Source organism: Leptospira inadai serovar Lyme str. 10 (genome assembly GCF_000243675.2).
GTDB lineage: Bacteria > Spirochaetota > Leptospiria > Leptospirales > Leptospiraceae > Leptospira_B > Leptospira_B inadai.
Map to the genome: position 1 here is coordinate 1,017,423 of NZ_AHMM02000025.1, position 24,669 is coordinate 1,042,091.

Sequence of the window (24,669 nt, forward strand, 5' to 3'; positions counted from 1 at the left end):
AAAGAAAGGATGAACGCCAAGACAAAGAGTGCTTTTCAATACGGTGCAGCGCTCCTGTTGCTCCTTTTCGCCACGTTTTTTTTAGCTTGGTTTAGGGCTTTAGATACCAAGCCTATATTGAGTTTGGAAGGAATGGAGTTTCGTATTCCGGAAGGGAAGAAAGCGGAAATAAAAGGGAAAACGACGGTGGTTTATTTTTGGGCGACTTGGTGCGGTGTATGTACTACGAATCTTCCGCTCGTTAAGTGGTACGCTTCGTTGTTAAAGGAAAGATCCGGTTTTAGGTTTTTAAGCGTGGAAGAAGGCGAAAATCCGGTCGCTCTAAACGAATATATCCGAAAAAAATCCATCGATTTTCCCGTAATCCCGGGGAACCCGATTCTTCTCAGAGATTGGAATATCGGCGGATATCCTAGTTTTTATATTTTAGACGGAAACGGAAACGTTCGTTTTGCGGAATCCGGAATCATGAGCCCGTTGGGCATTTTTCTCCGCTTGCTCTGGGCGAAAATCTTTTGGCCTTAATCGTCGAATCTACTAGAATATCGTGAGTCGGCTCTGAATTACCGAGCCTCCGATTCCGATAGGATTCTAAAATGGACTCGTACAAACCGAAACCGTTACTGAATAAAAGCGAGCTCCGTCAAATTAAACGTTCGCGGACCAGAGTCGGCGGAAAGAAAGTAATCACCGATGACGTAAAAAAACTCAAGTCGTTAAGCGTTACTCCGGACCTTCCCGCCGAAGAACTGATTCAATACTATAAGGAACCTATTTGGATAGAATATTACATCCCTCGGGAGTCTCGATTCGCGTATGAAATAAAATATCTATTCGTAAAGCTGATCGACGTGGAACCGAGACCCGCGCCTCAGGATGCGATATTAAGAGAAGCGAGGGAAAAGGATAGCTTCATCGATTTGATGGAAATTATCCGTTTATATCCCGAAAAAGAAAAATTAATAAATACCTCGTACGTAAATACGCTTCAATTTTTCGAATCCGTTTCTTCGGGATACCAGCAGTACATGCAAACGAAGGATCCTTATTATTTACGAATTCCCTTGTACCATACCGAAGCATTGATGAAGAGGGAGCCGTCCTTAGCCGCCTTGGAATTTTTAGGAGCGTTCACTTTACATAATTTGAATTGGCTGGTTCGTCGACTCAATCAAGGAGGGAAAGCCTTCTCTCTCGAGGACGAAACCATTTCGGTATTGATCAAGCGTAGGAACGAGTACTGGGAAAAAAAGAACCTGCCGGAAGACGAGGATTTCAACTTATTTTCCGCTTTGTTTTACGAACAGGCGTTTCCTCATCGAGGTCTGGAAGCTTTGGAAGGCGAGGAACTTTTGGAAGAAGAATAGAATCTAGAATAAGTAAGGATTCTTTTTTTTCCGGACCATTCTATCCTCCCGCAAAAAAAGAATGCAATTCTGAACTGGCTTGTAAGTCTAACGGTTACAGGAGACATTTTCCTTGAAGACTGAAATTGCAATTTATTCGGACGTCGTATGCCCTTGGTGCTATATCGGGAAAAAACGATTGGAGAGCGCTATAGAACAATGGAAGGCTACGCATCCGACTGATTCGATACAAGTCAATTGGAAACCGTTCGAGTTGAATCCGGACATTTCTCAGGACGGAGAAGACCGCGAATCTCATATGGTCAAAAAATTCGGCTCTTTGGAAAGAATCCGCTCGATGACGGGGAGAGTCGCGGATATAGCGAAGGAAGATGGTTTAGTTTTTTCTAATTTAGATAAAGGTCATCAACCTAACACGTTCCTTCTTCATGCTTTAATTCGTAAAGCGAAGCGATACGACAAGGAATCCCAGCTGGCCGAAATATTCTTCCGGAACTTTTTTTCGGACGGAAAAAATTTATCGGACGAATCCGTCCTTTTGGAGAGCCTTCGGGAAGCGGGAGTCCCGGAAGCGGAATTATCATCCGTAAAGGAAGATACGGCGCTACTATCGGAAATCGAAAAAGAGGAAATCGAAGGGAAGAATCTGGGCGTTACCGGAGTTCCATTTTATATTTTTAACGAGAAATATGCGGTCTCGGGGGCGCAACCTGTCGAACTATTTTTACAGGTATTCGATCGTTTAGAATTGGAAGAGGCGTAAATCGAAGTTTTTACGTCGAAGAATCTCCACGGACTGCGCCGTCTCCCAACCAGAGAAACATTCTACGGATCCTAAGAACGGACTGTCCGTTATCTTCGGGAATTTTCGGAATATTGGGAAATTCGTATTCTCGGATATTTCGCGGACTTCCCCCCCAGGCGATAGCTTGGTATCCGGATTCCTCGTCAGCCGACCGTAACGCGAAGCGATCTCGAATGAAAAGTAAAAGATCCTTAGGATCAAAAAACGCCTTTGCCAGATCCTTTAAACCTCTGGCCAGGTCCTGATAAACGTTTTCTCTTCCGAAATCGATTAAACAAAAACTAAGTGGATAGTAAGGAACGCCTAAAATAGGGCGAAGCTTCTCGATTAATTCCCGGGCTTCGAACGATTCGGCGTCCAGGATCAGCAGTCCCGGCTTGGTTTCTTTTAAAAGATTCGGAAGTCCGAAAATATCTCTACACCAATATGCGTTGGATCCGGCGGCTCTAAATAGGGACCTGTATCTATAATATAAATTTTCGTTCTGCGTCAGTAGAATCGTTTCGGGATGAATCGGTTTGTTCGGGCGAAACATCGGAAATTCATCCAGGGGGAAAGAGGTTAAATCGTAGATTCGATTCGTTCCCGCTCGCAAAAAAGCGTTCTTTTCTTCCTGATCAAACCTTCCGAGTAAGCAGGCTTCGCGAGACCAATCTTTTGTCTGCGCAATGTCTTCCGGTTGCGCATCCATCTTCCAGAGTAAAGTGTCTTTCGAAACGGAAGGAAAACCCGAAGAGGTCACCCATTCGAAAAATGAAATTCCTTTCCATTTTAATAGAGCTAACAAAAATTCCCGCTCTTCCGGAGTAAGTCGTCTTAGAAGTAAAACGTCTGAGAGTAGATTCATACCAGCTTGGAATAGAACGGGTTTTTTCCTTGACCTTGGGGATTTTAACCCGATCCTAGAATTGGTGCGTTGCGAAAAACCCGCAACTAGAAAGGCAATCCGAAACAAAAAACGGACTCCTCCTTTATTCGGTTCTGGATCCAGCGCATCGGTCTCGGATTTTTCGAGGCAAAGGCAAACGCCCGAATGAAGGTACTCAAACGATACGCAAACCGAAGGTTGTACGACCCCGAGACTAGCAAAACCATCACCTTGGAAGATGTTGCGGAAATGATTATTGCGGGAAATGAAATCAAGGTGATCGATAATATGACCGGCCAGGATATTACGCCGAAAATCCTGGGTCAGACTTTCCTAAAAGTCAGCCTAGGACAGAGGAACGAAGAATTTTCCAACTACATGCTTTCGGCGTTAATCCGTGAAACGGGTAAGAATATCAGCGCTCTATTCGGGCGATTGGTTCTGGGCGGAATCGGACTCGCATATCTCACCAGAGAAAAAATGGACAAAATTCTCCAAAGCATGGTAGCCTTGGGGGAATTAAAACTGGAAGAGGTCAAAAGTTATCGGGAGGACCTCCTTACTCACCTAGCCCAAAGAGCCAGCGAAAACCGGGAGCAAATCCAAGAAGATCTCAAAAAAGTGGGTCGAGAATTGGAAGAAGGCGGCGAAAAGGAATTGGCGGTGGAGGACTTTTCGGAGAAAATTCGGAGGATCGCGGAAAGGGTTCGAGACAAAGACTCTCTCTGATTCTTCTTTCTTAGCCTCCGGCGGGTTAAGACGGAGAACCCGAAAACCGATATTCTAGAGGAAAGGGGGGGCCATGTCCGTTGCCAGAATTTCAAGCCTATTCCTAGGTGCACTTTTATTCGTTTCCTCGGCCGTTTCGGCGAAGGAACCCATCCATGATAAATTGGATAAACTATTCTTCGAACAAATTCATAATTTGGAAAGCGGTACCTTGGAGGAAAAAATCCAGGCCGCCGATTATCTAAAATTCGTTAAAAGCAAATTTGCCGTTCGACCTCTCGTGAATGCACTCAAAGGGAATCCGAAAGTCCCCAAATCGGAAGAGAATTCTCCCACGCTTAAATTTGCGATCGCCCAAGCCCTGGGAGCGATGGAATTGGATATCGCCGCTCCAGCGCTTATGGATGAATTCAAACGAATGTCTCCTCTTGTTCAGGAAATGGATATTCCGAGTTTCAGTTCTCCTGAAGGATATAACCTTACGATTTCCGTCGGAGAAGTGCTAAGAAGCATCGGACTTCTTCCGTATATGAAAGAAAGCGAAGATACGATCGTTTCCGGATTGAGCCACGCGAATTTCTATATTCGTGCATCCGCGGCGGACGGATTGAAAAATCTGAATCGAAAAGAAACGCTTCCTCAACTAAATGCCGCTTTGGATAAGGAAAAAAATTCATTCGCGAAAGTTGCCATTTTGAACGCAATCGTTTCCATCAATAGAATTGCGAATCAGAGGTTCTACGATCTCTGTTCTTTTTTAAAGGACGAATCGCCTATGGTTCGTTACAGAGCTTCGATGGCGATCGGAGAAGTGGATTTGAAAGCGGGAGAATTCTCCCTCAGAGAAGCATTACTGATCGAGCAGGAACCGATGGTTCGCGAACAAATTAAAAAAGATTTGGCGAGCGTGATCGGATTTAAGATGCCCGCAACCAGCTTTATGTTCACGGAACAAAGCGGAAAGTAAGCTCCCAGGATAATCGGCTTTCTAAAGCGGAGAGCCGATTGCGGAAAATTTTGCGGGTGGTGGGAGATACTGGGATCGAACCAGTGACCTCTACCATGTCAAGGTAGCGCTCTAACCAGCTGAGCTAATCCCCCGGTAGCGACCAGTATTTTGTTGCATTCATTGTCGTAAAGCCTTTTCATCCGACCGTTCTCCTCGTTTATTGCGGTTCGCTTTTTCCTCTCGAACCGGAATGATTGCCGGAAATGAACCACGCTTTTGGTCGAACTTTCGGATTCTCGGAAAAATCGGAGCGCCTTCGCTGAGAATCCGGAAAGTTTGGGTGGGAATATTGTCTTGGCTCCCTTTTCCAGGACATACGTAAATCGCTCAAGATACGCGCATACGGATCCATTCCTGAAACCTTCGCATTTTGGACCGAAGAATAAAATCCTGGGCTTGCAATTCCACCTTCCCGCCAGCCGGAGAAAGCCGATTTTTTCTTCCGATTCCGGATAGACGAAGATCGTTCTTAAAAATTTTTCCAATAATCCCTACCGATTTCGGAATTAGCTAGGATTTTCCGGGATCGGCGGGCGGTCATTCCGAACATAGGTTATAGTAAACGCTACAAAAGTCGACGTGCTGACTGGGAGACACCTATGAACGTCCAAACGAAACGTAAAAAGAAGGATTTGAAACCGATCGATGCGCAGGCACCGAGCGTGCGTAAAATGGATTTTGAAGGCTTGGATCAGCTTTCCGATTATTATATCGCGGGGAATTCATTCGTCACGCATACGGTAAACGCCTATCACATTATTTTCCCCGAAGGGGAAAGGTTCTTCATTAAAAGCGTAAAAGCCTTCGCGGATAAAGTTCAGGATCCCAAACTCCAAAACAATATCAAGGCATTCATAGGACAGGAAGTTCAGCACGGTAAGGAGCACGAAAAGGCTTTAGAGATGCTGGAGAAGAAAGGATACCCCGTCGGTAAGATTCTAAAATTTTACGTAAAAACGGCCTACGAATTCTTTTGGCCTATTCTCGAGTTTCTTTTCGGCAAAAAACTGAAGCTTTCCGTAACGGCAGGGTTGGAGCATTATACCGCCACTATGGGCGAAATTTCGTTGCGCCATAATTTACACGATCAAGCCGAAGGTGAGATGAGAAACCTTCTGCTCTGGCACGCCTGCGAAGAGATCGAACATAAATCCGTGGCTTACGACGTTTTGCAGACCGTATCCAAAAGTTATCTTTTACGGGTATTGGGTTTTATCGTAGCGACCTTTATGTTTTGGGGTTACGCAATCATAATACAGCATTTGTTTATTTTGTCGGATCCGGGAATCGGTTTTAAAAGATATTTCACGGACATGAAAAACGCCGGGCCTTATGCGGGATTACTTTGGAAAGATATTTCCAAATCGTTTCTGCTTTATTTTAAACGGGATTTTCATCCGGATCAAACCGGCGGGTACGAATTAGCGAACGCAGCATTAGCGACTATATAATTTAGGTTTTGGTGAAAAGAATGAGTAATGAAACAACAGCTAAAAAAAGAAATTTAAAACCGATCGATGCAAAATCACCGTCGGTTCGCAAAATGGATTTCGTCGGTCTTGAAAAGGTATCCGATCACTACGTGGCCGACAATTCCTTTTTAACGCATAATGTTAACGCTTATCATATTCTGTTTCCCGAAGGGGAAAGATTCTTTATCAAAAGCGTTAAGGCCTTTGCGGACCGAGTAAAGGATCCCGGATTGCAGAATCGGGTAAAAGCTTTCATCGGACAGGAAGTTCAGCACGGAAAAGAGCATGAGAAAGCGCTTGAAATTTTGGAAGCCCAAGGTCGCCCCGTTAAGGTTATGCTAAAATTTTATATAAAAACCGCGTTTGGAATTCTCTTGCCAATTCTCGAATTTCTTTTCGGAAAAAAATTGAAACTTTCGGTCACTGCAGGGCTGGAGCATTATACCGCGAGTATGGGCGAGGTCGTTTTAAGAAACAGACTTTACGATTATGCCGAAGGTGAAATGCGAAACCTACTTCTTTGGCACGCTTGCGAAGAGATCGAGCATAAATCGGTCGCTTACGACGTCTTGCAAACCGTTTCTAAAAGTTATACGCTCAGGATCTTAGGTTTCTTGATCGCATCCGTTATATTCTGGGGGTATTCGATTTTCTTACAGCATTGGTTTTTAATCGCGGACAAGAAAGTCGGAATTCGCAAATACTTTCAGGATTTAAACGGGGCCCGTCCCCAAGGGCGAGTCTTGTATCCTGCGCTCGCAGCGATGTCACTCCTGTATTTCAAACCGAGTTTTCACCCGGATCAAACCGGCGGTTACGAACTAGCTAACGCGGCGTTAGCGACCATTTAAGCACCCATCCAATCCACTTGTTCCCTGCTTCCCGCTCCGCAACGAGCGGGAGGTCGGTTTTTTTCCATTAGAAAAACGTAAAGAATAATCGGTTAGAATACCGCGTTATTTTTGCCGGATCCAATCTTCTAAGAATGCTTGGCGTTTTACGGGGGAAAATTCGGTGAATTTATAGTTCGCATACTCGTATTTTTGAAACGGATCGTTTTGGAATATATCTTGGATTTCCTGCAAAGATTTCGACTTTCCTAGGATCACTCCGCCGATTCGAGGTTCCTTTGGGCCGGAGAGAAGGAGAATTCCTTTATCATACAAGGTTTGCAAAAAATTACGATGCTCGACGACTGCCTCATCGATTTTTTCTATGGGAACGGTATATAGTAACTCGATTAAGAAAAATTTCATTCATTCCATCCTGGATCCAAAATTTCATAAGGTTCGGGCATGCAAAGTATAAGATACGATTATCTAGGAGGTTTTTTCCATGTGGGAAGGGCTTTTGCAAAGTACGAGAAGAAATGATCCTCGGCCGTTTCCCTACCGGAATTTCTCATCGATCCTATGATCACTAAACTATCCTTGGCCCTGGATAACGCCACATAAAGGATTCGGTGTTCTTCCTCCAAGACTTCTTGCGGAGACGTCCGTTTTACGTTCCAACCGTCGGCGATGTCCACGAAAACCGTATGAAATTCCAGACCCTTGGATGCATGGATGGTCATGAGAAGTTCTTCCGGAATACCGGCGCGGATATATTCCCGGATACGATGATTGGAACGACAGAGAATTTTTAATTCGCCTCGACTGAATCGATATGCTTGACCGAGAAAGGGGAAGAGATCGCTGATCCTATTTATCTTGACAAGGCCCACTAACGCTTTTCCCGAACGGTGAGCTTGCACGATCTTCGGGATTTTACTTTTATTTCTATCGATCGGAATCGTCGATATCTCCACGATTTTCGGGAGGGAGCGATAATTGGTAGTTAGGGCATGTTGGCTGGTTCCCTGAAAAAGTTTCGGATAATCGAGAAATAATTTTACGTTCGAACCTCTAAAGGAGTATATACTTTGGGAGTCGTCGCCTACGACTAAAATCGAGGCGGTATCCGACAAAAGTTTAACGAACGTTAGCTGTTCGTGATTGGTATCCTGGAACTCGTCCACTAATATTCTTTTTAGAGAGGACCTAACGGCTTCGGTCCAAGGTTCTCTCTTTTCTAAAGCTTCTAGAAATATGGCGACGAGATCGTCGAAATCCATTTTTCCCTGCCCTTTCTTGAACTTAGCATATTCCTCCCGTACTATCGGTAACCAATCTTTCGGGAATTCCTCCGGAAGGGCCGAAGGATTCGTAAGTAGTTCGTAAGGAATTCCACCGATCAAAGAAGGATCTTTCCGAAACCAGTTTCTAAAAAATCCGTTTCGTTCGGAGGGCAGTAGGATTCCGGGCATGCGTTGTTGAAAATCCGGATGGTGCCGGGCCAGAGACTGAAAGCAAAAAGAGTGAAACGTATGAACTCGGACTCCCTTTTGTCCGGTATTGATCTGGATTCTGTGTTTGATTTCCCCGGCGGCTTTTCTCGTAAAACTAAGTACAAGAATCTCCCGGGGGTCCGTTCCGTCCGAAATACATCGTTCCACAAAGCCGACCATCGTACTGGTTTTTCCGGATCCTGCCGCGGCTATTACTTGAATGTATCGGGAGGAATCTCGTATGATCTCTTCCTGAGCGGGATTGAATTTCGATCTTTGCATCCGAATACACGGGTAGATATTTTGCGCTAATGCGGTCGGTTTTTCGTTTGCGGGAATCAATCCGACTCGAGTTTTCTTTTTGAAATTCCTAGAACAAAGCGGATAAAATGGATTTCGAGATACGAAGGCCGGCATCGATACTTAGAAAAGTATAATTTAGGAAGAAACCTTGGAATCGCGTTTTGAACATTGGTCAATCTTGCATATTTTTATCCTATTCGGAACGGTTCTTTTTTTGGCATTTTTGATTTACGTCGCGAGGAGATGCCCTGATGACCGGGCTCCGAAAAGAATCGGACGGTTCATCGCATCGATTCTACTTCTTAATTATATCGTTTATATAGCCTATCGAATCGATCTCGGTTATTGGGAAATTCGATACGATCTCCCTATGGAATTTTGCGATTGGTCCCTGTTCGTCACGTGTATAGCCCTCTTTACTCGGAACAGAATGATGGCCGAGCTCTCTTATTTTTGGGTTATAGCGGGGTCGATCAATGGAGTCGTTACCCCGGATTTACAGGTATCGTTTCCGCATCCTTATTTTTTTATATTCTTTATCGCGCATTCCGGATTAGTTATCGGGGCTTTGTATGCCGTATTCGGCCTAAGGCTGTATCCAAGGAAATGGGCGGTTCCTCGAGTGATTCTTCTCTCGCAGTTATATTTTCTCTCCGCTCTCCTGATCGATTTTTCGTTTAAGGCAAATTACGGTTATCTAATGGAAAAGCCCGGCTCTTCGTCTTTGATCGATCATTTGGGGCCCTGGCCCGTTTACCTGGTCAATATGCAACTCATCGGGTCGGCGCTGTTCTGTATTCTTTATCTCCCGTTCTATTTTAAGAATAAAACGAACGAAACGAAATCGTCCCGATAAAATCGGATTTTAAAGACTTGTAGGCGCTCGGCGTTAAACGGGCGCCGAACCGACTTTGTTCGAATCAGGACTGTCCCACTATTCTTTCTCCAACTGTAGTTCGATTGCCGATCCTTTTGCCCCGATTCCCGTCAGTTTCTGAACAGCGGTGCAAATTAGTAGGGCAGAAATCGCTAGGCTTATAAAGAAAATTCCGATGCCGACCGGCGATCCGGATATTATCGATTATTCCAGAATTTGAAAAACGACTCGTCGATTTTTTTGCCGGCCTTCCGGGGTATCGTTGGACGAAATCGGCTGGGAATCTCCGTATCCTTTGGTCTGCACACGATCTTCGCCGATTCCATGTTTCACTTTAAGATATTCCGCGATAGCGTTCGCTCGATTTTCGGAAAGAGTTTGGTTATCCGTTTTTTTACCGACGTTATCGGTATGTCCTTCCACAAGAATTTTTAAATTCGAATTCGACTTCAATAATTCGGCAAGTCGATTCAGCTCCGGTTCGGATTCTTTCGAAATCTCGGATTTTTTCGTTTCAAAAAATAAATTATTCAGCTGAATTTGACGACCTATCGCTATGGAAGGCAATACGAATTCGACGGCGACTTTTTCCTGATCGGATGGATTCTCTAAATTCAAATTTCGGGATACGGTTAGATATCCTTCCTGCTTGGCATAAAATCCGTATTTCTCTCCGTAAGGGAGCACTAGGCTAAAAGACCCGGTCTTAGGATCGCTTTTTGCAATACCTAACTCCTTGAAGTTAGTTAAAGATTCATAATGTATTTCCGCGGAAATCGGATTCCCGTTTTCATCGGACACTTTTCCGTTTACGACGACGACCGAGTTCGGACGGAAATCCTGAGGGAGATACGCCATATACAGTTTTCCGTCCCTGCTGACATACGCCCATTTACTATTTGCGGGGATGGAGAAAAAATTGACTCCTTTCAGATTTTCGGAAACTTCCACAGGCTTAGTCCATTGAGTCCAACCGTTCCCGATTCTCCGTGTCACGTAAATGGAGATCCCTTGGTGACCGTCGCTGGAAAAATACAGGGTTCGATCGTCGCTAGCGAGAAAGGGAGCCATTTCTTCCTTTTCGGTATTGATCGAGCTTCCTAAACTCTGTCCAAACGAATAGGTTCCGTCTTCCTTTTGAAAGCTAATGTATAAATCCAGTTTTCCGACCGAATCTTCCCGTTGAACCGAAAAGATCATGACCCTACCGGAAGAAGATAAAGTGGATCCGCCGAAGACTTCCTGAGAAGGGTTACTGCTTTTTCGATAGTTATTATAAAAGCCGGGAAAATCTATGATTTTGGGAACGGACCAAGTCCCATTTTCGCGAAAGCTTTTGTATAAAGGCACGCGTTTGGCCAGAGCCTCCTTTTTTTTCCGATGTTCCTTCTCTATTGCATCCAGCTTGGCGGAAATATTCGGGTCATTATCGATATCTTGGTATATTTCCTTTCTTTTATGTTCCAATTCTTCGTCTAGTTTTTTTCTTTGTTCTTCTTCGTCGTAGCTACCGAAGACATAAAGTTCGTTTCCGCCGGGCAAGGCGGATAATACTGCGGACGGCATATCGTTATTTAAAGGGTGAGGCATTTCCTTTCCGTCTTTCCAGAAACCTTTTTCGTCCTTTTCCGCGTACCAAATTTTCTGAGTCCCGTGCCTCCCTTGGGGTCGGAATACAGTCCAAAATAAATATCGTCCATCGGGGGTGACCGTCGGGTTGATCGAGTATTGATGTCGACTAACGTAGTCGGGAATTTTTTTCAAAGTCCAGGGCTGAATACCGGCTTCTTCGTTAAAAGGGGGTAAATCGAAGCGCAACGGCATACAATGCTGTTCTTTCATTTCGCATAAAAGGCGAACGGTATGCTGTTGGTATTTTGAAAGTTCGGGACCGAGATCGTTGGATTCGATTTGTATAAAGTCTTCACCCGAGTGAATGAGTTTTCCGAATTGAAGGAGCTTTCCCTCCACGATTTTTTCTTCCGCTATGAGGGGAAGAAAGCAGGAAAAAAGTAAGAAAGTATAGATACTCGATATCCGGCCCTTCATGTTATTTCCCCTTGGGGAATTTTATTTTGATCCGTTGTTCTGAAAAGAATTTCTTTGTTTCCAGGTTTGGGAACAGAAGACAGAAGACAGAGGACGGAGGACAGAACATTGATAAACGGAGTTTCCATCTTCTGGAGAAAAATTCGGTGGTAACCGGTGGTGACCAGTGGAATTTTCCGCTATTTCTTGTAATTTTTCCGACATCGGACAGGTTCTGTCCTCGGGGGTACGGCGGAAGTTACCAATTTTACTTTGAAATTCTCCCAAAACGATTTGGACGGGCTCGCAGTTTTATCAAAATGAATCGGCTCTCGTTCGCTATAACCGCACTTTCATCTGCTGTTTCGGTTTTTGCAAAACTAATTCGAGATCTTTCGTGGGCCCTTGTTTGGCCGCGTCCCTCAGCTCTTTTTTTATTATAGTATCTTGGTTCAGTAACTTCGGGTCAGGCTCTCCGCTTCGGTCAAAAAATCGCATCCGCGATTTTGTGACCCCGCGTCGATCCTTCGCGGGTCGTGAAGCGGAGAGTCTGTTTGTAAGTTGCGAGGTTGATTGCTTAGTCCGATCTTCCCGCCTTAAATCGAACCAAGTTGGAATTGAAACTTGAATGCGTCTGGATCAGATACTTCTTCGCCGATGACTTGAAATCGAACCATGTGAAATAATCGAAGTTGAAAAAATACTGACGGACAGTATTCTTCGTTCCTGTCGTCGATCCCCCAGGAAAATTCGGTTACGGACACCGACGCCTTCCTCAAAAGAGGACGTATGCAGTAGGTCTTAGGAAAAAAGGAATTAGCAAACGGATAAAAGAAACGAAATTCATTCCCTATAGATATGATTCAAAACGGGTGGCACCCGTAAACCGCCAAAGAATAGTATGAAATCAATCAACCCTCAATTCATCACCGACGATAAAGGAAAAAAGCTCTCCGTAGTTCTTTCCGTTAAAGAATACAAGGCTATCTTAGAAAGCTTAGAAGAACTGGCCGATATCCGACTCTACGATCAAGTGAAAGCTAAAAACGAAAAATCTGTCCCTTTGAAAGATTATCTTAAGAACAGAAAGAATAATTCAGTCTAAAAGAAGCAGTCCAACAAGTGAAACTCTCAAATAGCCAGCAAATGAAAACGCAAAAGCCCTATTCAAGAACTCTTAGAGAGCTATAATACGATGCGACCTCAAATACAACAAGTCATACAAAAACTCGAACATCTTTCCCCCCGGCGCCTCGCAGAAGTGGACGATTTCATCGACTTTATACGACATAGGGACGAGCACGCCCAAGAAGAGAAAGAACCCACTAAAGAGGAAATCCTCGCTGGTATCGCCCAAGGTTATAAAGAAGCTCAACTGATCCTTGCCGGCAAACTAAAATCGAAATCCCTAGATCAGTTCTTAAATGAACTATAAAGTCGAAACCACTTCGAATTTCGAAAAGGAATTCAAACTCTTAGTCAAGAAATACCGTTCTCTTAAAAAAGAAATCAAGGAGTTGGGTGAGTCCCTTAAAAAAGACCCAACCCAAGGAACGAGTCTCGGCAAAAACTGTTATAAAATACGAATCCCGATCGCTTCCAAAGGAAAAGGTAAATCCGGAGGAGCTAGAGTCATTTACTTCGTTATACTCGCTAAAGAAGTCGTTTTTCTGCTCTCTATCTATGATAAAGCCGAAAAAGAGAGTATCTCCGACTCAGAACTCGAAGGATTCTTAAAGAAAATTCCTTAAAGCTCATTCAAATCCTAAAGATCATACGTCTATAATTCCTACAAATTAGGTATTAGATGTTAGATATAGACGGAGGAGGAACAGTATTCTAAGGGGGCTTACTGCCCAAAGCCAAATCGCCTTGTGTTAGGCGCTAGCGAATGCCAGTCTATAAATATCGGGGCTCAGGCGGAAGGAAGTCGGATCAAAAAAAGCACCGGAAAGATTTGCCAGGATTTAAGTAAAATGCTTACTCGTGTTATTGTTCTTGAACCGTTATTTCGAAGTTGAAAAAATACTGACGGACAGTATTCTTCGTTCCTGTCGTCGATCCCCCAGGAAAATTCGGTTACTAGACATCGACGACTTGCTCACTTCATAGATGGTCCCGAATTTGGGAATACTAAGTGTTTAAGCGGGTTTTTAATTGAACCAGAGTGGAATTGAAACTGGAATATTTCAGGGTTTGGGTTAACCGGATCCGATTTTTAATTGAACCAGAGTGGAATTGAAACAAGAGCATAGATTTTATTTAGAAATTCTGATGAAGACTTTCAATCGAACCAAGTTGGAATTGAAACAAATTTAAATCTCTCTCAACTGAGGAATTCCTCCAGTTGGAACGCTCGCTGGCGCAAACTCAACTTTCGTTTTTGCGGGGCTCGACTAAAGGGAGGAAGGTTCTATGAGGATGCCGGATTTGGAAATCCGTGTCCGTTTTGCTCACCTTTCATAGGGTTTCGTAATTTTCAACTCCGGCAATGCTTTGTAATGTTTCGCATTAAAAGTATACAAATTCATTTTGTAAGAAATAGAAGTCTGGCCTATCAAACAATCGGTAAAACCAATACCATGTTTGAATTTATGCTCTTTGAAAATCGATAGAGCTTTCCGAATTTCTTTTTCATCTAACCATAGAACTTCAAACAATGATATGAACTTTTCTACTTTCCGGAGAGCCTTCGAATCCTTCAATCAATTCGAAATAAGAATAACCGGAAATGGAAATAGTTTCTTCAATGGAATGAAGTTAAGTAATCGCTTTTTCAAAGCCTCGTAAAATAGTCGATTAGGATATCCGAATCAACCAGCATTTCTAGTTTCGAGCTTCTTTCTTAATTCTCTGGAATAGGACGAGCCGTCTTTTATACCTCTATCTTTCCAGATACCAGCCAAATGTAATTTTTGGAGTTCCTTACCGGTATTCTTTTGTTCCTGGAATGGGTGAGCTACCTTTTCATCGATGAAGGTCACTAAAACCTTACCATTCTGAACTTTGACCTTTTCATCCAAAACGATCTTACCTTTTTTAATCGTGCCGCTAATCGTTATCATTCATTTTAAATTCCGGACTCTAAGCTCTCGATTGTCCAAATGGAATCCTATAATATCCCGTGGTCTCGAAGATCTCTTTCGGTCAGGTCGGTAATTTCCGAAACCGCCTTAAGATCAATACCTTTTGCAAGCATCTTGCGAGCGGCTTCCAGTTTACCCTCTAACTTGCCTTCCAGCCTCCCTTTTTGTATCCCTTCTTGAATCAGTCTTTCTGCCGTGGTCATCGCTACCTCCTCGTACCTCTCCAATTTCCTGCGATGGAGCATCTCCTTCAATTCTGAAGGCTGGAAATCCTTTACCCAGAAAATATATAAAAGTAATTTGTGTAAGATTGCAACTCTTTTAGATTCGTCCCCAATCCCATCTAAGAGAGAAAGTAAGCCGGGTAAATGATTCACAAAAACCGCCTCTCCTTCCCGAATCCTCTGTACTACTCCGAGGATGACTTGGAGCGCTATGCTTTCCAATCTCTCTTGTAATTTCACTCCGGACAAATCGAAAAGATCTATTTAAAGTTCGGAATAAATTCGGATAAGACTCTTGCTTCTCCTTCAAGAAGTTTGAATTGGCTTAAGAAAGTTTCACCTAACGTCCACTGTCTTTCTCCATGATAAAAAACGAATGGGATTACGATGGAATGGATTCCCTCCGTTCTTACTTGATTCCTGTAGATCTCCGAAAGATAACCTAGCAGTTGGACATAAATGCCTGTTGCAGAGGACTGACGACAGAAGACGGATGCGTTCGTTTTCAGAGGACAGAGGTCAGAAGACAGATGCGTTCGTTTTCAGAGGACAGAGGTCAGAAGACAGATGCGTTCGCTTTGCTCACGCTAGACAGAAGCTGCACGATGTTGGAAAAGTAATAGAGGTAGAGGAAAGATCCAATATAACACAAGAATTTTCCTTTAGAACGTGGAAATTCCGCTCATTAATGTTCTGTCCTCTGCAGAAGACAGTAGCTGCTACTAGTTGGTAAGGCAACAGAGGTAGGGGAAAAATCCACTGACACACCCGAATCTTTCTTTAGAACGTGGAAACTCTGCTTACCTATGTTCTGTCCTCCGTCCTCCGTCCTCTGTCCTCTGAAAGATTTCGGACATGCATAAAATCCGGTTCCGGAATCAAATTCGATGCGTGATATTTTAGGATAGCCGAACCGGATGTTTCTTACTTGCAAAACTCCTCACGATGAGAGATCGTCCTTCCCAGTGGTAACGAAAGGTTGAATATTTCAATAGTTGTTAGGTGTTAGAGAATGCGGATTTATAAATAGCGGTGCTCAAGTGGAATCGGAGTCGGGGGAGAAAAAGGGAATCGGGCAGAGCTGCCCGATCCAGTAAAATTGATCAAACGTGTGTTATTGCTGTTGGACGGTGATATCCGTGGGACTGGATGTATTATAAAAGGGCTCGATCACTCCGTTTGCTTTTTCCAATATATAACCTTGTTATGGGAATTCAGACACCTTTTTTCGCTAAAAAAATGAGAAGGGTGAGTAGAAAACGGAACCGGGCAGAGCTGCCCGGATCTAGTAAAATTGATCAAACGTGTGTTATTGCTCTTGGACGGTTATATCTGTGGGACTTGATGTATTGTAAAATGGTTCAATCACTCCGGTAAATGCTTGGGAGAAGGTAATCGTATAATTTGTAGATGTATTGGTTGTTACCGTAAACGGGGGGCTGTTCGACGCCGCTAAACCGCAGCTTGTTACAGAATAAGCTGTAAAATTTGAAGCAATATTTGTAGTAGTGGATGCGAAAATCAATTTTTGGCCAGCTGCCGCTACGACTTTTACATAACCAATATATCCAAATCCGGAAGTCGATGGTGAGAAACTTACAGATTGCGCAGAGGTTGTATTTGCGGTTATCTTCGCACAAGAATAGTTGGGTTGGCCTAGTAGCGCATAGAGGGTGGCCTGGTCCGAATTATTGCTGCTGCTTTTTTGGCAGCCGAAGAACAGGAATCCACAAACTGCGAATCCTGGTAGGGTCATAAATATGCGTTTCAATGTTTTTTACCTATTGGGAAAACTGTAATGCGACATTTTCAATTTGGAATTGTTCCAATTTCAAGGATATTTTTCCTTTTAGGGAACGCCATGTAAAATTATCTTACACCTGTAACGGGTCAAAATGGCACCTATGGCAGATTCCTGTCTAAAAAATGATTTTGGCTCAATCCTTGCGATGATTATTTTCTTGAATCTTTTTTGTCAATTTGTAAATTTAGCTCTACCTATTTGAAAAAAAATCGGGATTCCGATAGGTTTTCGGAGTCTTTTTATTCAACCTTTTTTGTATTTTCATTTCAATTTCTCCAGGGAGTAGTTTTATTATGGAATCGAGATTTCTATCGAAGAACTATGTCTTTCTTTGTATTATTTTCCTAGGAATTTCCACCGGTTCCGATCGGGTCTTTTCCCAGCCCGCTGTTCCTCCCAATCTGAACGCACCCCAGTTTGATCCGAACGTTCTGGCGACGACATATTCCTCCGCCGCGAGCCGGTTTTCGAACGCCGCCGACTACGATAATTACGTCCTCAACGAATTACAATATTATAAAACGGCATACGAGGCAGCTCTGGACCAGGAGATCACCGCTTACGTGAATTCCATCCAGACCCAGGACAGTTTTAATAGCGTTCAAGACTACAAAAACTATGTTCAGGACGCCTTGAAGTCCCAGGAGGATCAGGCCTTGACCGCGTTTACGGTTGCGGCGGATATCCAGGCCTACGCCGAACAGGATGCTTTTTTGAAACAGATTTTCGGCGCCGACTATGTGCAAACGGAGGCGGATAAGGCGAGCTTTACGACTCAATTGAATACCGCTTTGGCGTCGAACGTGGATTTGTCGAAACCGGTGGGAACTCAGACCGTTTCGGAAATCCAAACCCAGTGGAACCAGGCGTACAATACGAATTTGCAGAACGGACTGGCTCAGTACGAGTACGGTCTGCAAACCATGACGAGCAATTACCAGGCTTTGCTGAGTCAGATCAATCAAACGGACGCGAATTACCAGGCGAATCTATCCCAAATCAATCAGTACAAACAGAATATCGTGGGTCAGGTTCAATCCTTGGTTTCGAATGTTCAAAATTACTTAAATACGGAAAATTTATTTTGGGTGGATCCAGCGACTAAAACGACTCTGACGGCGGATGGCCAGAATTTACAGACCTTTTTAAATCAGATCCAAACCGATATCACCCAAAACCAACCTCTAACTACGATCGTAAGCGACCTGAATGCCTTTTTGCAAACCGAGAGCTCGATTGGGACCGGTAATGCAGCAAATTATAATGCGTTGGCTTATCCATCGACTCCCGTCAGTTATGCAAATGGCTTTGCAAGTATCCCTACAATGTCGTGGCAATCTGGCTCTGTCGGATACAATGATGTCGGCTTGTCAAAAGAACTTCAATCTTATCTAGACGGAAGTATTACACAATCACAGTTTATTTCCTGGTTAAACGGCGGAATCGGGAATGGTTTAAATTTAGGTTTGAGCGGAGGAATTCAGGTGTATCAAATTCAAACTGCCGATTTGCAAGCTTTCAATAATAATGGAGGATACTGCAATGATATTTTCGGCTGTGGAATTCCAGGATTATTTGGGGGGTGGACTGTTCTACCGTTTTTGAATCTGAATGCTGTATATAGCCAAGCAGGTGCAAATTTCGTGAATTATATTGAAAACGATGTGGTCGGCTGGGGAGGACTTGGCGGGACGGTGGCTCACGTTTCGACAGAAAATGACGTACACATTCTTTTATCCTACAAAACTTACGATCCGAATGCAGCCCAGAACGCCAGTGAATGGAATTCGTTAGTTGCCCAACTCAATTCGTTTTCTGCCAATATCACCAATAACGTACTCCCTGCGATTTCGAATTGGGAGATCCAGGCCAATCAATACCAGTCTCAGTACAATGCGTTTTTAGCGCAAAAACAACAAACCATCGCTAACGCCCAGGCCAATTTTACGGCCGGGGTGCAGGCGTTGCAATCCCAGGAAGCATCTTGGTATATCAATATGGATAACCTGAAAAAGAACGCTGCGGGGGAATTTGCACAGGCATCGATAAATGCAAGTAATCTAAATGCAGCCGATCTGTTTACGGCGTTACCATCGGCCACCTCCAATACGGGAGTGGGGAGCGTCCTCGACCAAATCAATTCTAGGTTTCAGAATTTAGCGTTTTCCTTACCTAGCTCGAATACAAATCTACCGGATAACTCCGCCTTACAAACTGTGTCGACGTCGTTGACTCAAGGGATCACCGCAGCGGAGAACGTGTCCTTGTTAAGCGCAGCGAATACGGCGTTGCTGAATAGTAGAATGAGCTATATAGACGGAATGGTAGCGAATCTATCGAGTCAGTTAACGTTTACGGATAGCGGACTTGGTCAATTACTAAAAGCGAATGGAGATACGATCTATACAGGTAAGGCTGGAAAAGACGGAAACCAATACATAGCGGATATAGACGGAAATATGAAGCGGGATGCGAACGGAAACGGGATCACGTTGCAGAGTTTTATCAACTCGACTTGCGGGCAAGGACTTGCGAACGCGGCTTGCGCAGCGTATACGACGAAGGAATACGCGAGCGTGGTTGCGAATGCAGATGGGTCGATCACACTCACGAAGAATATGCATACGGGGACGTCATCACTGACCGGCGGAGATGCGGGCGACTCAGGTAATTATAGATACGATACGACACAAAGACAGTTTACGATTGCGGCTCCTGGAGTGGTTGCCTTGGATTCCCAGAATACTACCGTAACCGGGAATATGGGAATGGATTCTAATGGGGGCTCAAAGGGCAGCCTCATGAAATTTACCGGGGTTAAGTCCGGTACTTCGCTGAACATATTCGATTCCTCATCCGTGGGAAATCTGGTGAGTTCCGCCTTTACGAATCTGCAAGATTATATGAGCGGGGCCAATTTACAAAAAATGGCGCAAGAAATGACAGGCGGACTCGGGTATATAGACAAACAGGACTCGATGCTGCTCTCGGCTGCACAAACAGACGCACAAAACAAAGCGCAAACAGCGTCCTTAATCGCAGATTATGCGAAGAACGTATTACTAGGCGGAGTGAGTACGGGAGATTGGGTGAAAGGGCAAGTCAAGTCAGCGACCCAGAGCTTGATAGCGACAGCACTCTCGAATACATTCGATTTATCACCTGAGGCTGCGTCATTTTTAGCAGGAGCCTGGCAGGATAAGATAGCAGCTAAGAACGCACAGCATTCGATTAATAATTCGTTTACAAACGTAGGGACTCTCGTGGCTACGGGAGGCATGAGCCTAGTCGCGGGCGCTGAGCTAAAGATCACGAGCAATATCCCTGGACTGAGTGGGATCTCAAAGGCAATTATGGATGTATCGTATCCGGGACAAGAAGCGGATATCCAGAAATATAAGAACGATAAATTCCAGGCGTATGGACTCGCAGTTACAGAGTTCGGGAAGATGAACGGCTGGGATCCGACAGTGATCCAACAATTCTCACAATACGCCGTGGATGCGATGAGAAACAAATCAGCGAAGCAGGAACTAGGGATGACGGGACCTGCCTTGTCATTAGGAAGAATCGGAAACGAACTGAACACGATGGCAGCCTCCCTCGAAGGACCTCTTGCGGAGGGAATGGGAGCTTTGACCCATGCTATCTCTACGGGGCTAGCAGGATTACACGTAATCTCGGGATCTAAGGCAGAAGACTTTAACGATGCTACTAGAATCGCAATCAATGATATCAAGCTAAAGGGCAATAAGGATGCAGTGACTCAGTACAAGGCAGACCAGGTGAGTAGCGCGGGGTTTGTAGTACAGCAGTACGGCAAGGCCAATGGCTGGTCCCAGGCTCAAATCGATCAGTATGCTAAGATGGCTGAACAGTTTGTGCAAAGACAACAAGGAAAGCAAGAACTGAATCGGGACAAACTGCTGCTAGATGCTGCAAACTTAGCCACCGGAGGCTTACTCGAAGCCGACCAACAGCTATTGCACGGTGGACTCGAGAGTACGGTTGCTAAGTTTGCCGGCGGAGTGATGAAGACACTGGGAGATCTAGGCCACGACTTAGGTGTAATATCCGCAAGCGATAATAAAAGCATCTACAAACAATCATCAGACTTTCAACATACGATCGACCTTTCGAAAGCGAAGGGAGAGGCAAATACCGGGAATGTAAGCTTGAGCCAACAAATCAAGCAGGCTACGAGAGACAAGGTATTTGATGCGATCGGTGAGATGCTATCTCCCAATTTTGGAGGAGCAGACCCTCATGCGATCGGACAATTACTAGAACAGTACGAGAACCAGCAAACCGCTAGGAAGAATGCAGCGAACCAGAGACTGGAAGATGCAGCACAAGGAGTGGCGATTGTAACTGCTGCAATCATCACAGGACTCTCGGGAGGAGCGGGAGCTCCATTACTCGAGGCGGCCACTGCCCTCTCCACCGGAGCAGCAGTCACGGCAGATGGCGCAATGATGCTAACGGCAGTAGGGGCCAATATAGCAACCCAAACGTATGTGGGAAGTAGAGTTGGAGGGACGAACGGAGCGGTAGCAGGATTTGCGAATGGAATCATCAGCGCAGCCACGATGGCGACAGAAACTCCGGTATCGGGATATGTAAGCTATACACCTCACCAAAACGCAAATATCATAACCGGTCAACAGGAAGTGGCCGGGGGCTGGGGAGGTGGAGTAACGGGAGCGATACAGAAGGTGGGAGGAACTCAGTATGGACTGAATGGAGGCTTCTCATTTACTCCAGGAAGTGGATTAAACCTAAACGTGAATGTAAACCTTCCGAGTACCAATGGATCGTACGTTGGAGTTAGTTATAATGCTAGTAATGGAAGCCATTCAGGAAACGGAGGCTTTACCTTTGCAAAATCAGGAAGTAATAATTTAGGACTGAACGTATCAGCGAGCGATACGGGTGTAGTAAACGTAGGTGCTAACTTAAGTAATGAACAAAAAGGTTGGAGTAGTCTTGGCGGAGCATTCTTAAACTTCTCGAATACGGGAGACATTACGTTTAGTAATCAGTTTAGAGGTGCAAACACGTAAGCGCCTAATCAAGCCCACCTTTTGCTCCTCGGCCAATCGTGCTAAACTATTTTTAATGAACAGAACAAATGTAGATTGGCAGCAAGAGTTTGAGGAATTTTCAAAAAGTGAACTTTCGCGACCGCAATACTGCAAAAAGAAAGGACTAAAATACTCGGCCTTTCGTTACCACTGGGAGAGGCGAGCTAAGATTCAGCAAAAAGAAGAGGGCTTTGTAGAAGTTCCTCAATCTGTTTCAAACAGCATTTCGTCGGTAGGGTCTGAATTTTTGACCCTAAAAATAGATTCTTCCGGCAAGGCTTTGCTACAAGTAAAACCTTCAGTTTAGTTTGGGACAATGGAGCTAAATCCCGGCAGAAGAAAAGTGTATTTACGACCTGGAGTCACCGACTTAAGGAAATCGATTAATACACTTGCTATCATTGTAGAAGGCAAAATGAAGAAGGACTTGTATTCGGAGAGTGTATTTCTATTCTGCAATCGCAAGAAAGAAAACTGAAAATGCTCTACTGGGACAAGAGCGGGTTTTGTCTTTGGCAGAAAAGATTAGAGGAGAGTAAATTTCCGTGGCCGAACTCAGAGGAAGAAGTTCGAAAGATTCCGGTAGAAAGATTTCATTGGCTTTTAAACGGGATCGATTTCTTTAAAGAGCATAGAAACTAAAATATAAGAAGTGAGCTGAAAAGATTGACTAATTTAATCGCAAAATCTACATTTAGATGCCGTGTCCTTAGATATAAACGAACTGCCGAATGATGTAGAAGAACTAAAGAAGATTATTATATTCCAAAATAATAAGTACTCTGAAGAATTGCGACTCCAAAGACAGAAAGAAGCCGAGCATCTCGACCAAATTGAGCGCCTAAAGATCCAACTATTCGGAAGAAGGACGGAGAAATGGAGCCAAATCGAGATAGACCAAGGACTTCTTTTTAACGAAATAGAAAATTCCCTACAGAAGGATTCCACCTAACCTGAGGAAAAAAGCCTCTTCACCCCGGTTAAAAGTCACACTAGAAAGAAAACGGGTCGTAAGCCGTTCCCTGATTATTTCCCTCGAATCAAGATCTTACACGATATTCCCGAAATCGAAAAAACCTGTTCTTGTGGGCATGAGCTGACTCGAATCGGAGAGGAAAGCTCCGAGAAGCTGGATCTAATTCCGGCAAAAATCCAAGTCGAAGTTCATATTCGCCCTAAGTATGCGTGCAAGCATTGTGAAGGGACTTCCGATGAAAATCAACCTGTCGTTAAAATAGCACCAGTTCCCAATCAAATCGCTGAAAAGAGTATGCTTTCATCGAGCTTTTTAGCGTACACACTTACTCAGAAGTTTGCAGATGCTCTTCCTTTCTACAGACAAGCAGGAATTCTTCAAAGATCGGGAGTCGATATTTCAAGAACAACTTTATCGAATACTGCGATCCAAGTATATGAAAAGCTTTCTCCATTGATTGAGGATATAAGAAAGGAGCTTTTTGAATCGAAGTATTTACAGATAGATGAGACGGTTCTCCAAGTGTTAAACGAACCGAAAAAGTCGAATACGGCCAAATCCTATATGTGGGTGATTCGGGGATTTATCCGAGAAAAACCGGTAGTATTATATCATTATGAACCGAGTCGGAGTGCTAAGTTTTTAGAAGAATGGATTTCCAACTTCGAAGGGATTATCCAAACAGACGGTTTTGAATCTTACGATTCTTTATTGAAAGTAAAATCAAAGATTCTTCATGCAGGATGTTGGAATCATGCTCGAAGGAGATTCTTTGAAATTTTAAAAATAGATCCTAAGAACGCTCAAGCAGAATGGATCGTAAAGGAAATCGGTAAGCTCTACACAATCGAGTCGAAGGCCAGAGAAGAAAATCTAAATTCCGAAGAACATTTAAAACGGAGACAATCTGAATCCAAGCCGGTCGTTGATGAGATCCGTTCCTGGATGAATAAACGAATTATAGAAGTCGCTCCGAAATCTTCGATGGGTAAAGCCCTTGGTTATCTCGCTGGCCAATGGGAAAAATTGCTCATCTTTTTGGACCATCCGGAATTGCAATTGGATACAAATCTGGTCGAGAATGATATTCGTCCTTTTGTGATCGGAAGAAAAAATTGGCTCTTCTCTGGCTGCCCGGAAGGAGCGACTGCAAGTGCAGGATTTTATTCTTTAGTTCAAATTGCAAAGCTCGCGGGAGTCGATCCTTATGCGTATTTGCGGGATCTATTTAAGTCATGGGAAAGCGAGCCGAGGAGTCTTTCTTGTCAGGATCTGCCGCAACTCGCTATACCTGTGCTTGATTAGGCGGTTACTGTTAAGCGCAGCGAATACGGCGTTGCTGAATAGTAGAATGAGCTATATAGACGGGATGGTAGGGAATCTATCGAGTCAGTTAACGTTTACGGATAGCGGACTTGGCCAGTTACTAAAAGCAAATGGAGATACGATCTATACAGGTAAGGGTGGAAAAGACGGAAACCAATACATAGCGGATATAGACGGAAATATGAAGCGGGATGCGAACGGAAACGGGATCACGTTGCAGAGTTTTATCAACTCGACTTGCGGGCAAGGACTTGCGAACGCGGCTTGCGCAGCGTATACGACGAAGGAATACGCGAGCGTGGTTGCGAATGCAGATGGGTCGATCACACTCACGAAGAATATGCATACGGGACGTCATCACTGACCGGCGGGGATGCGGGGGACT

Annotated in this window: 21 protein-coding genes, 1 tRNA gene and 4 pseudogenes; 16 read left to right on the forward strand and 10 right to left on the reverse strand. The window is 44.2% G+C overall.

The window, feature by feature from the left end; translation table 11 throughout:
• The first annotated feature begins 9 nt into the window (after positions 1-9).
• The 3 genes from LEP1GSC047_RS20555 to LEP1GSC047_RS20565 all read left to right on the forward strand — a co-directional run bounded on the left by LEP1GSC047_RS20555 (position 10) and on the right by LEP1GSC047_RS20565 (position 2,130).
• Entirely contained in the window at positions 10-525 is a 516-nt protein-coding gene (locus LEP1GSC047_RS20555; protein ID WP_010415281.1) for a TlpA family protein disulfide reductase, read from the forward strand.
• A gap of 71 nt (positions 526-596) precedes the next feature.
• The gene (locus tag LEP1GSC047_RS20560) at positions 597-1,367 is read left to right on the forward strand and encodes a hypothetical protein (protein ID WP_010415279.1); all 771 of its coding nucleotides are present in this window, start codon (positions 597-599) and stop codon (positions 1,365-1,367) included.
• Between the two features lie 112 nt (positions 1,368-1,479).
• Positions 1,480-2,130 carry a DsbA family oxidoreductase gene (locus tag LEP1GSC047_RS20565; RefSeq protein ID WP_010415277.1) on the forward strand — a complete coding sequence of 217 codons (651 nt, stop codon included), beginning with the start codon at positions 1,480-1,482 and terminating at the stop codon, positions 2,128-2,130.
• Between the two features lie 10 nt (positions 2,131-2,140).
• On the opposite strand, the gene LEP1GSC047_RS20570 is transcribed toward LEP1GSC047_RS20565, so the two are convergent.
• Complete coding sequence (locus LEP1GSC047_RS20570) at positions 2,141-3,019, reverse strand: hypothetical protein (protein WP_039935633.1); 879 nt, start codon at positions 3,017-3,019, stop codon at positions 2,141-2,143.
• A gap of 186 nt (positions 3,020-3,205) precedes the next feature.
• Between LEP1GSC047_RS20570 and LEP1GSC047_RS20575 the strand changes: the two genes are divergently transcribed.
• Complete coding sequence (locus LEP1GSC047_RS20575) at positions 3,206-3,769, forward strand: polyhydroxyalkanoate synthesis regulator DNA-binding domain-containing protein (protein WP_010415272.1); 564 nt, start codon at positions 3,206-3,208, stop codon at positions 3,767-3,769.
• Between the two features lie 73 nt (positions 3,770-3,842).
• On the forward strand, positions 3,843-4,736 hold the full coding sequence (locus LEP1GSC047_RS20580; RefSeq protein WP_010415269.1) for a HEAT repeat domain-containing protein: 894 nt from the start codon (positions 3,843-3,845) through the stop codon (positions 4,734-4,736).
• A gap of 57 nt (positions 4,737-4,793) precedes the next feature.
• Here the strand turns inward: LEP1GSC047_RS20580 and LEP1GSC047_RS20585 are convergent.
• Positions 4,794-4,870, reverse strand: a tRNA-Val gene (locus LEP1GSC047_RS20585).
• Between the two features lie 507 nt (positions 4,871-5,377).
• On the opposite strand from LEP1GSC047_RS20585, the gene LEP1GSC047_RS20595 reads away from it, so the two are divergent.
• A complete protein-coding gene (locus tag LEP1GSC047_RS20595) occupies positions 5,378-6,229 on the forward strand; it encodes a metal-dependent hydrolase (RefSeq protein ID WP_010415266.1) in 852 nt (283 codons plus the stop codon).
• Between the two features lie 20 nt (positions 6,230-6,249).
• Positions 6,250-7,101, forward strand: a complete 852-nt coding sequence (locus tag LEP1GSC047_RS20600; RefSeq protein ID WP_010415264.1) for a metal-dependent hydrolase — start codon at positions 6,250-6,252, stop codon at positions 7,099-7,101.
• Between the two features lie 105 nt (positions 7,102-7,206).
• Here LEP1GSC047_RS20600 and LEP1GSC047_RS20605 read toward each other — a convergent pair whose 3' ends face one another.
• Both LEP1GSC047_RS20605 and LEP1GSC047_RS20610 read right to left on the reverse strand, forming a co-directional pair.
• Entirely contained in the window at positions 7,207-7,506 is a 300-nt protein-coding gene (locus LEP1GSC047_RS20605) for a YciI family protein (protein ID WP_010415261.1), read from the reverse strand.
• Between the two features lie 59 nt (positions 7,507-7,565).
• On the reverse strand, positions 7,566-8,858 hold the full coding sequence (locus LEP1GSC047_RS20610; RefSeq protein WP_039935872.1) for a UvrD-helicase domain-containing protein: 1,293 nt from the start codon (positions 8,856-8,858) through the stop codon (positions 7,566-7,568).
• 169 nt (positions 8,859-9,027) lie between these two features.
• Between LEP1GSC047_RS20610 and LEP1GSC047_RS20615 the strand changes: the two genes are divergently transcribed.
• Positions 9,028-9,735 carry a YwaF family protein gene (locus tag LEP1GSC047_RS20615; protein WP_010415257.1) on the forward strand — a complete coding sequence of 236 codons (708 nt, stop codon included), beginning with the start codon at positions 9,028-9,030 and terminating at the stop codon, positions 9,733-9,735.
• 225 nt (positions 9,736-9,960) lie between these two features.
• Here the strand turns inward: LEP1GSC047_RS20615 and LEP1GSC047_RS20620 are convergent, their stop codons facing one another.
• A complete protein-coding gene (locus tag LEP1GSC047_RS20620) occupies positions 9,961-11,805 on the reverse strand; it encodes an OmpA family protein (protein WP_010415254.1) in 1,845 nt (614 codons plus the stop codon).
• An 880-nt stretch (positions 11,806-12,685) separates the two neighbouring features.
• On the opposite strand from LEP1GSC047_RS20620, the gene LEP1GSC047_RS20625 reads away from it, so the two are divergent.
• From LEP1GSC047_RS20625 to LEP1GSC047_RS20635, 3 genes are all read left to right on the forward strand, one after another.
• The gene (locus tag LEP1GSC047_RS20625) at positions 12,686-12,889 is read left to right on the forward strand and encodes a hypothetical protein (protein ID WP_010415252.1); all 204 of its coding nucleotides are present in this window, start codon (positions 12,686-12,688) and stop codon (positions 12,887-12,889) included.
• A gap of 90 nt (positions 12,890-12,979) precedes the next feature.
• Positions 12,980-13,219 (forward strand): hypothetical protein, encoded by a 240-nt coding sequence (locus tag LEP1GSC047_RS22300; protein WP_010415250.1) that lies wholly within the window; start codon positions 12,980-12,982, stop codon positions 13,217-13,219.
• Entirely contained in the window at positions 13,209-13,535 is a 327-nt protein-coding gene (locus tag LEP1GSC047_RS20635; protein WP_010415249.1) for a type II toxin-antitoxin system RelE/ParE family toxin, read from the forward strand. Before LEP1GSC047_RS22300 ends, LEP1GSC047_RS20635 begins: the two co-directional genes overlap by 11 nt.
• A 702-nt stretch (positions 13,536-14,237) precedes the next feature.
• On the opposite strand, the pseudogene LEP1GSC047_RS22420 reads toward LEP1GSC047_RS20635, so the two are convergent.
• The 5 genes and pseudogenes from LEP1GSC047_RS22420 to LEP1GSC047_RS21760 form a co-directional block, all read right to left on the reverse strand.
• A pseudogene (locus tag LEP1GSC047_RS22420) lies at positions 14,238-14,608 on the reverse strand (PIN domain-containing protein).
• Complete coding sequence (locus tag LEP1GSC047_RS20645; protein ID WP_010415243.1) at positions 14,598-14,849, reverse strand: hypothetical protein; 252 nt, start codon at positions 14,847-14,849, stop codon at positions 14,598-14,600. Before LEP1GSC047_RS20645 ends, LEP1GSC047_RS22420 begins: the two are co-directional and overlap by 11 nt.
• 47 nt (positions 14,850-14,896) lie before the next feature.
• The gene (locus LEP1GSC047_RS21500) at positions 14,897-15,334 is read right to left on the reverse strand and encodes an Rpn family recombination-promoting nuclease/putative transposase (RefSeq protein ID WP_238325621.1); all 438 of its coding nucleotides are present in this window, start codon (positions 15,332-15,334) and stop codon (positions 14,897-14,899) included.
• Between the two features lie 20 nt (positions 15,335-15,354).
• Positions 15,355-15,624 (reverse strand): Rpn family recombination-promoting nuclease/putative transposase, encoded by a 270-nt coding sequence (locus tag LEP1GSC047_RS22425; protein ID WP_081654408.1) that lies wholly within the window; start codon positions 15,622-15,624, stop codon positions 15,355-15,357.
• Between the two features lie 779 nt (positions 15,625-16,403).
• Positions 16,404-16,865, reverse strand: coding sequence for a hypothetical protein (locus LEP1GSC047_RS21760; RefSeq protein WP_146036926.1), 462 nt, complete (start codon positions 16,863-16,865; stop codon positions 16,404-16,406).
• Between the two features lie 326 nt (positions 16,866-17,191).
• On the opposite strand from LEP1GSC047_RS21760, the gene LEP1GSC047_RS20880 reads away from it, so the two are divergent.
• The 5 genes and pseudogenes from LEP1GSC047_RS20880 (at position 17,192) to LEP1GSC047_RS20675 (ending at position 24,648) form a co-directional block, all read left to right on the forward strand.
• Entirely contained in the window at positions 17,192-21,961 is a 4,770-nt protein-coding gene (locus LEP1GSC047_RS20880) for a TIGR04388 family protein (protein ID WP_020989170.1), read from the forward strand.
• A gap of 55 nt (positions 21,962-22,016) precedes the next feature.
• A pseudogene (gene tnpA, locus LEP1GSC047_RS21840) lies at positions 22,017-22,308 on the forward strand (IS66 family insertion sequence element accessory protein TnpA).
• A pseudogene (tnpB, locus tag LEP1GSC047_RS22315) lies at positions 22,299-22,624 on the forward strand (IS66 family insertion sequence element accessory protein TnpB). The pseudogenes tnpA and tnpB overlap by 10 nt, the downstream one beginning before the upstream one ends.
• Before the next feature lie 61 nt (positions 22,625-22,685).
• Positions 22,686-24,263 (forward strand): annotated as a pseudogene (gene tnpC / locus LEP1GSC047_RS20670) (IS66 family transposase).
• Positions 24,166-24,648 (forward strand): TIGR04388 family protein, encoded by a 483-nt coding sequence (locus LEP1GSC047_RS20675; RefSeq protein ID WP_081654409.1) that lies wholly within the window; start codon positions 24,166-24,168, stop codon positions 24,646-24,648. The pseudogene tnpC and the gene LEP1GSC047_RS20675 overlap by 98 nt, the downstream one beginning before the upstream one ends.
• Positions 24,649-24,669: the final 21 nt, after the last annotated feature.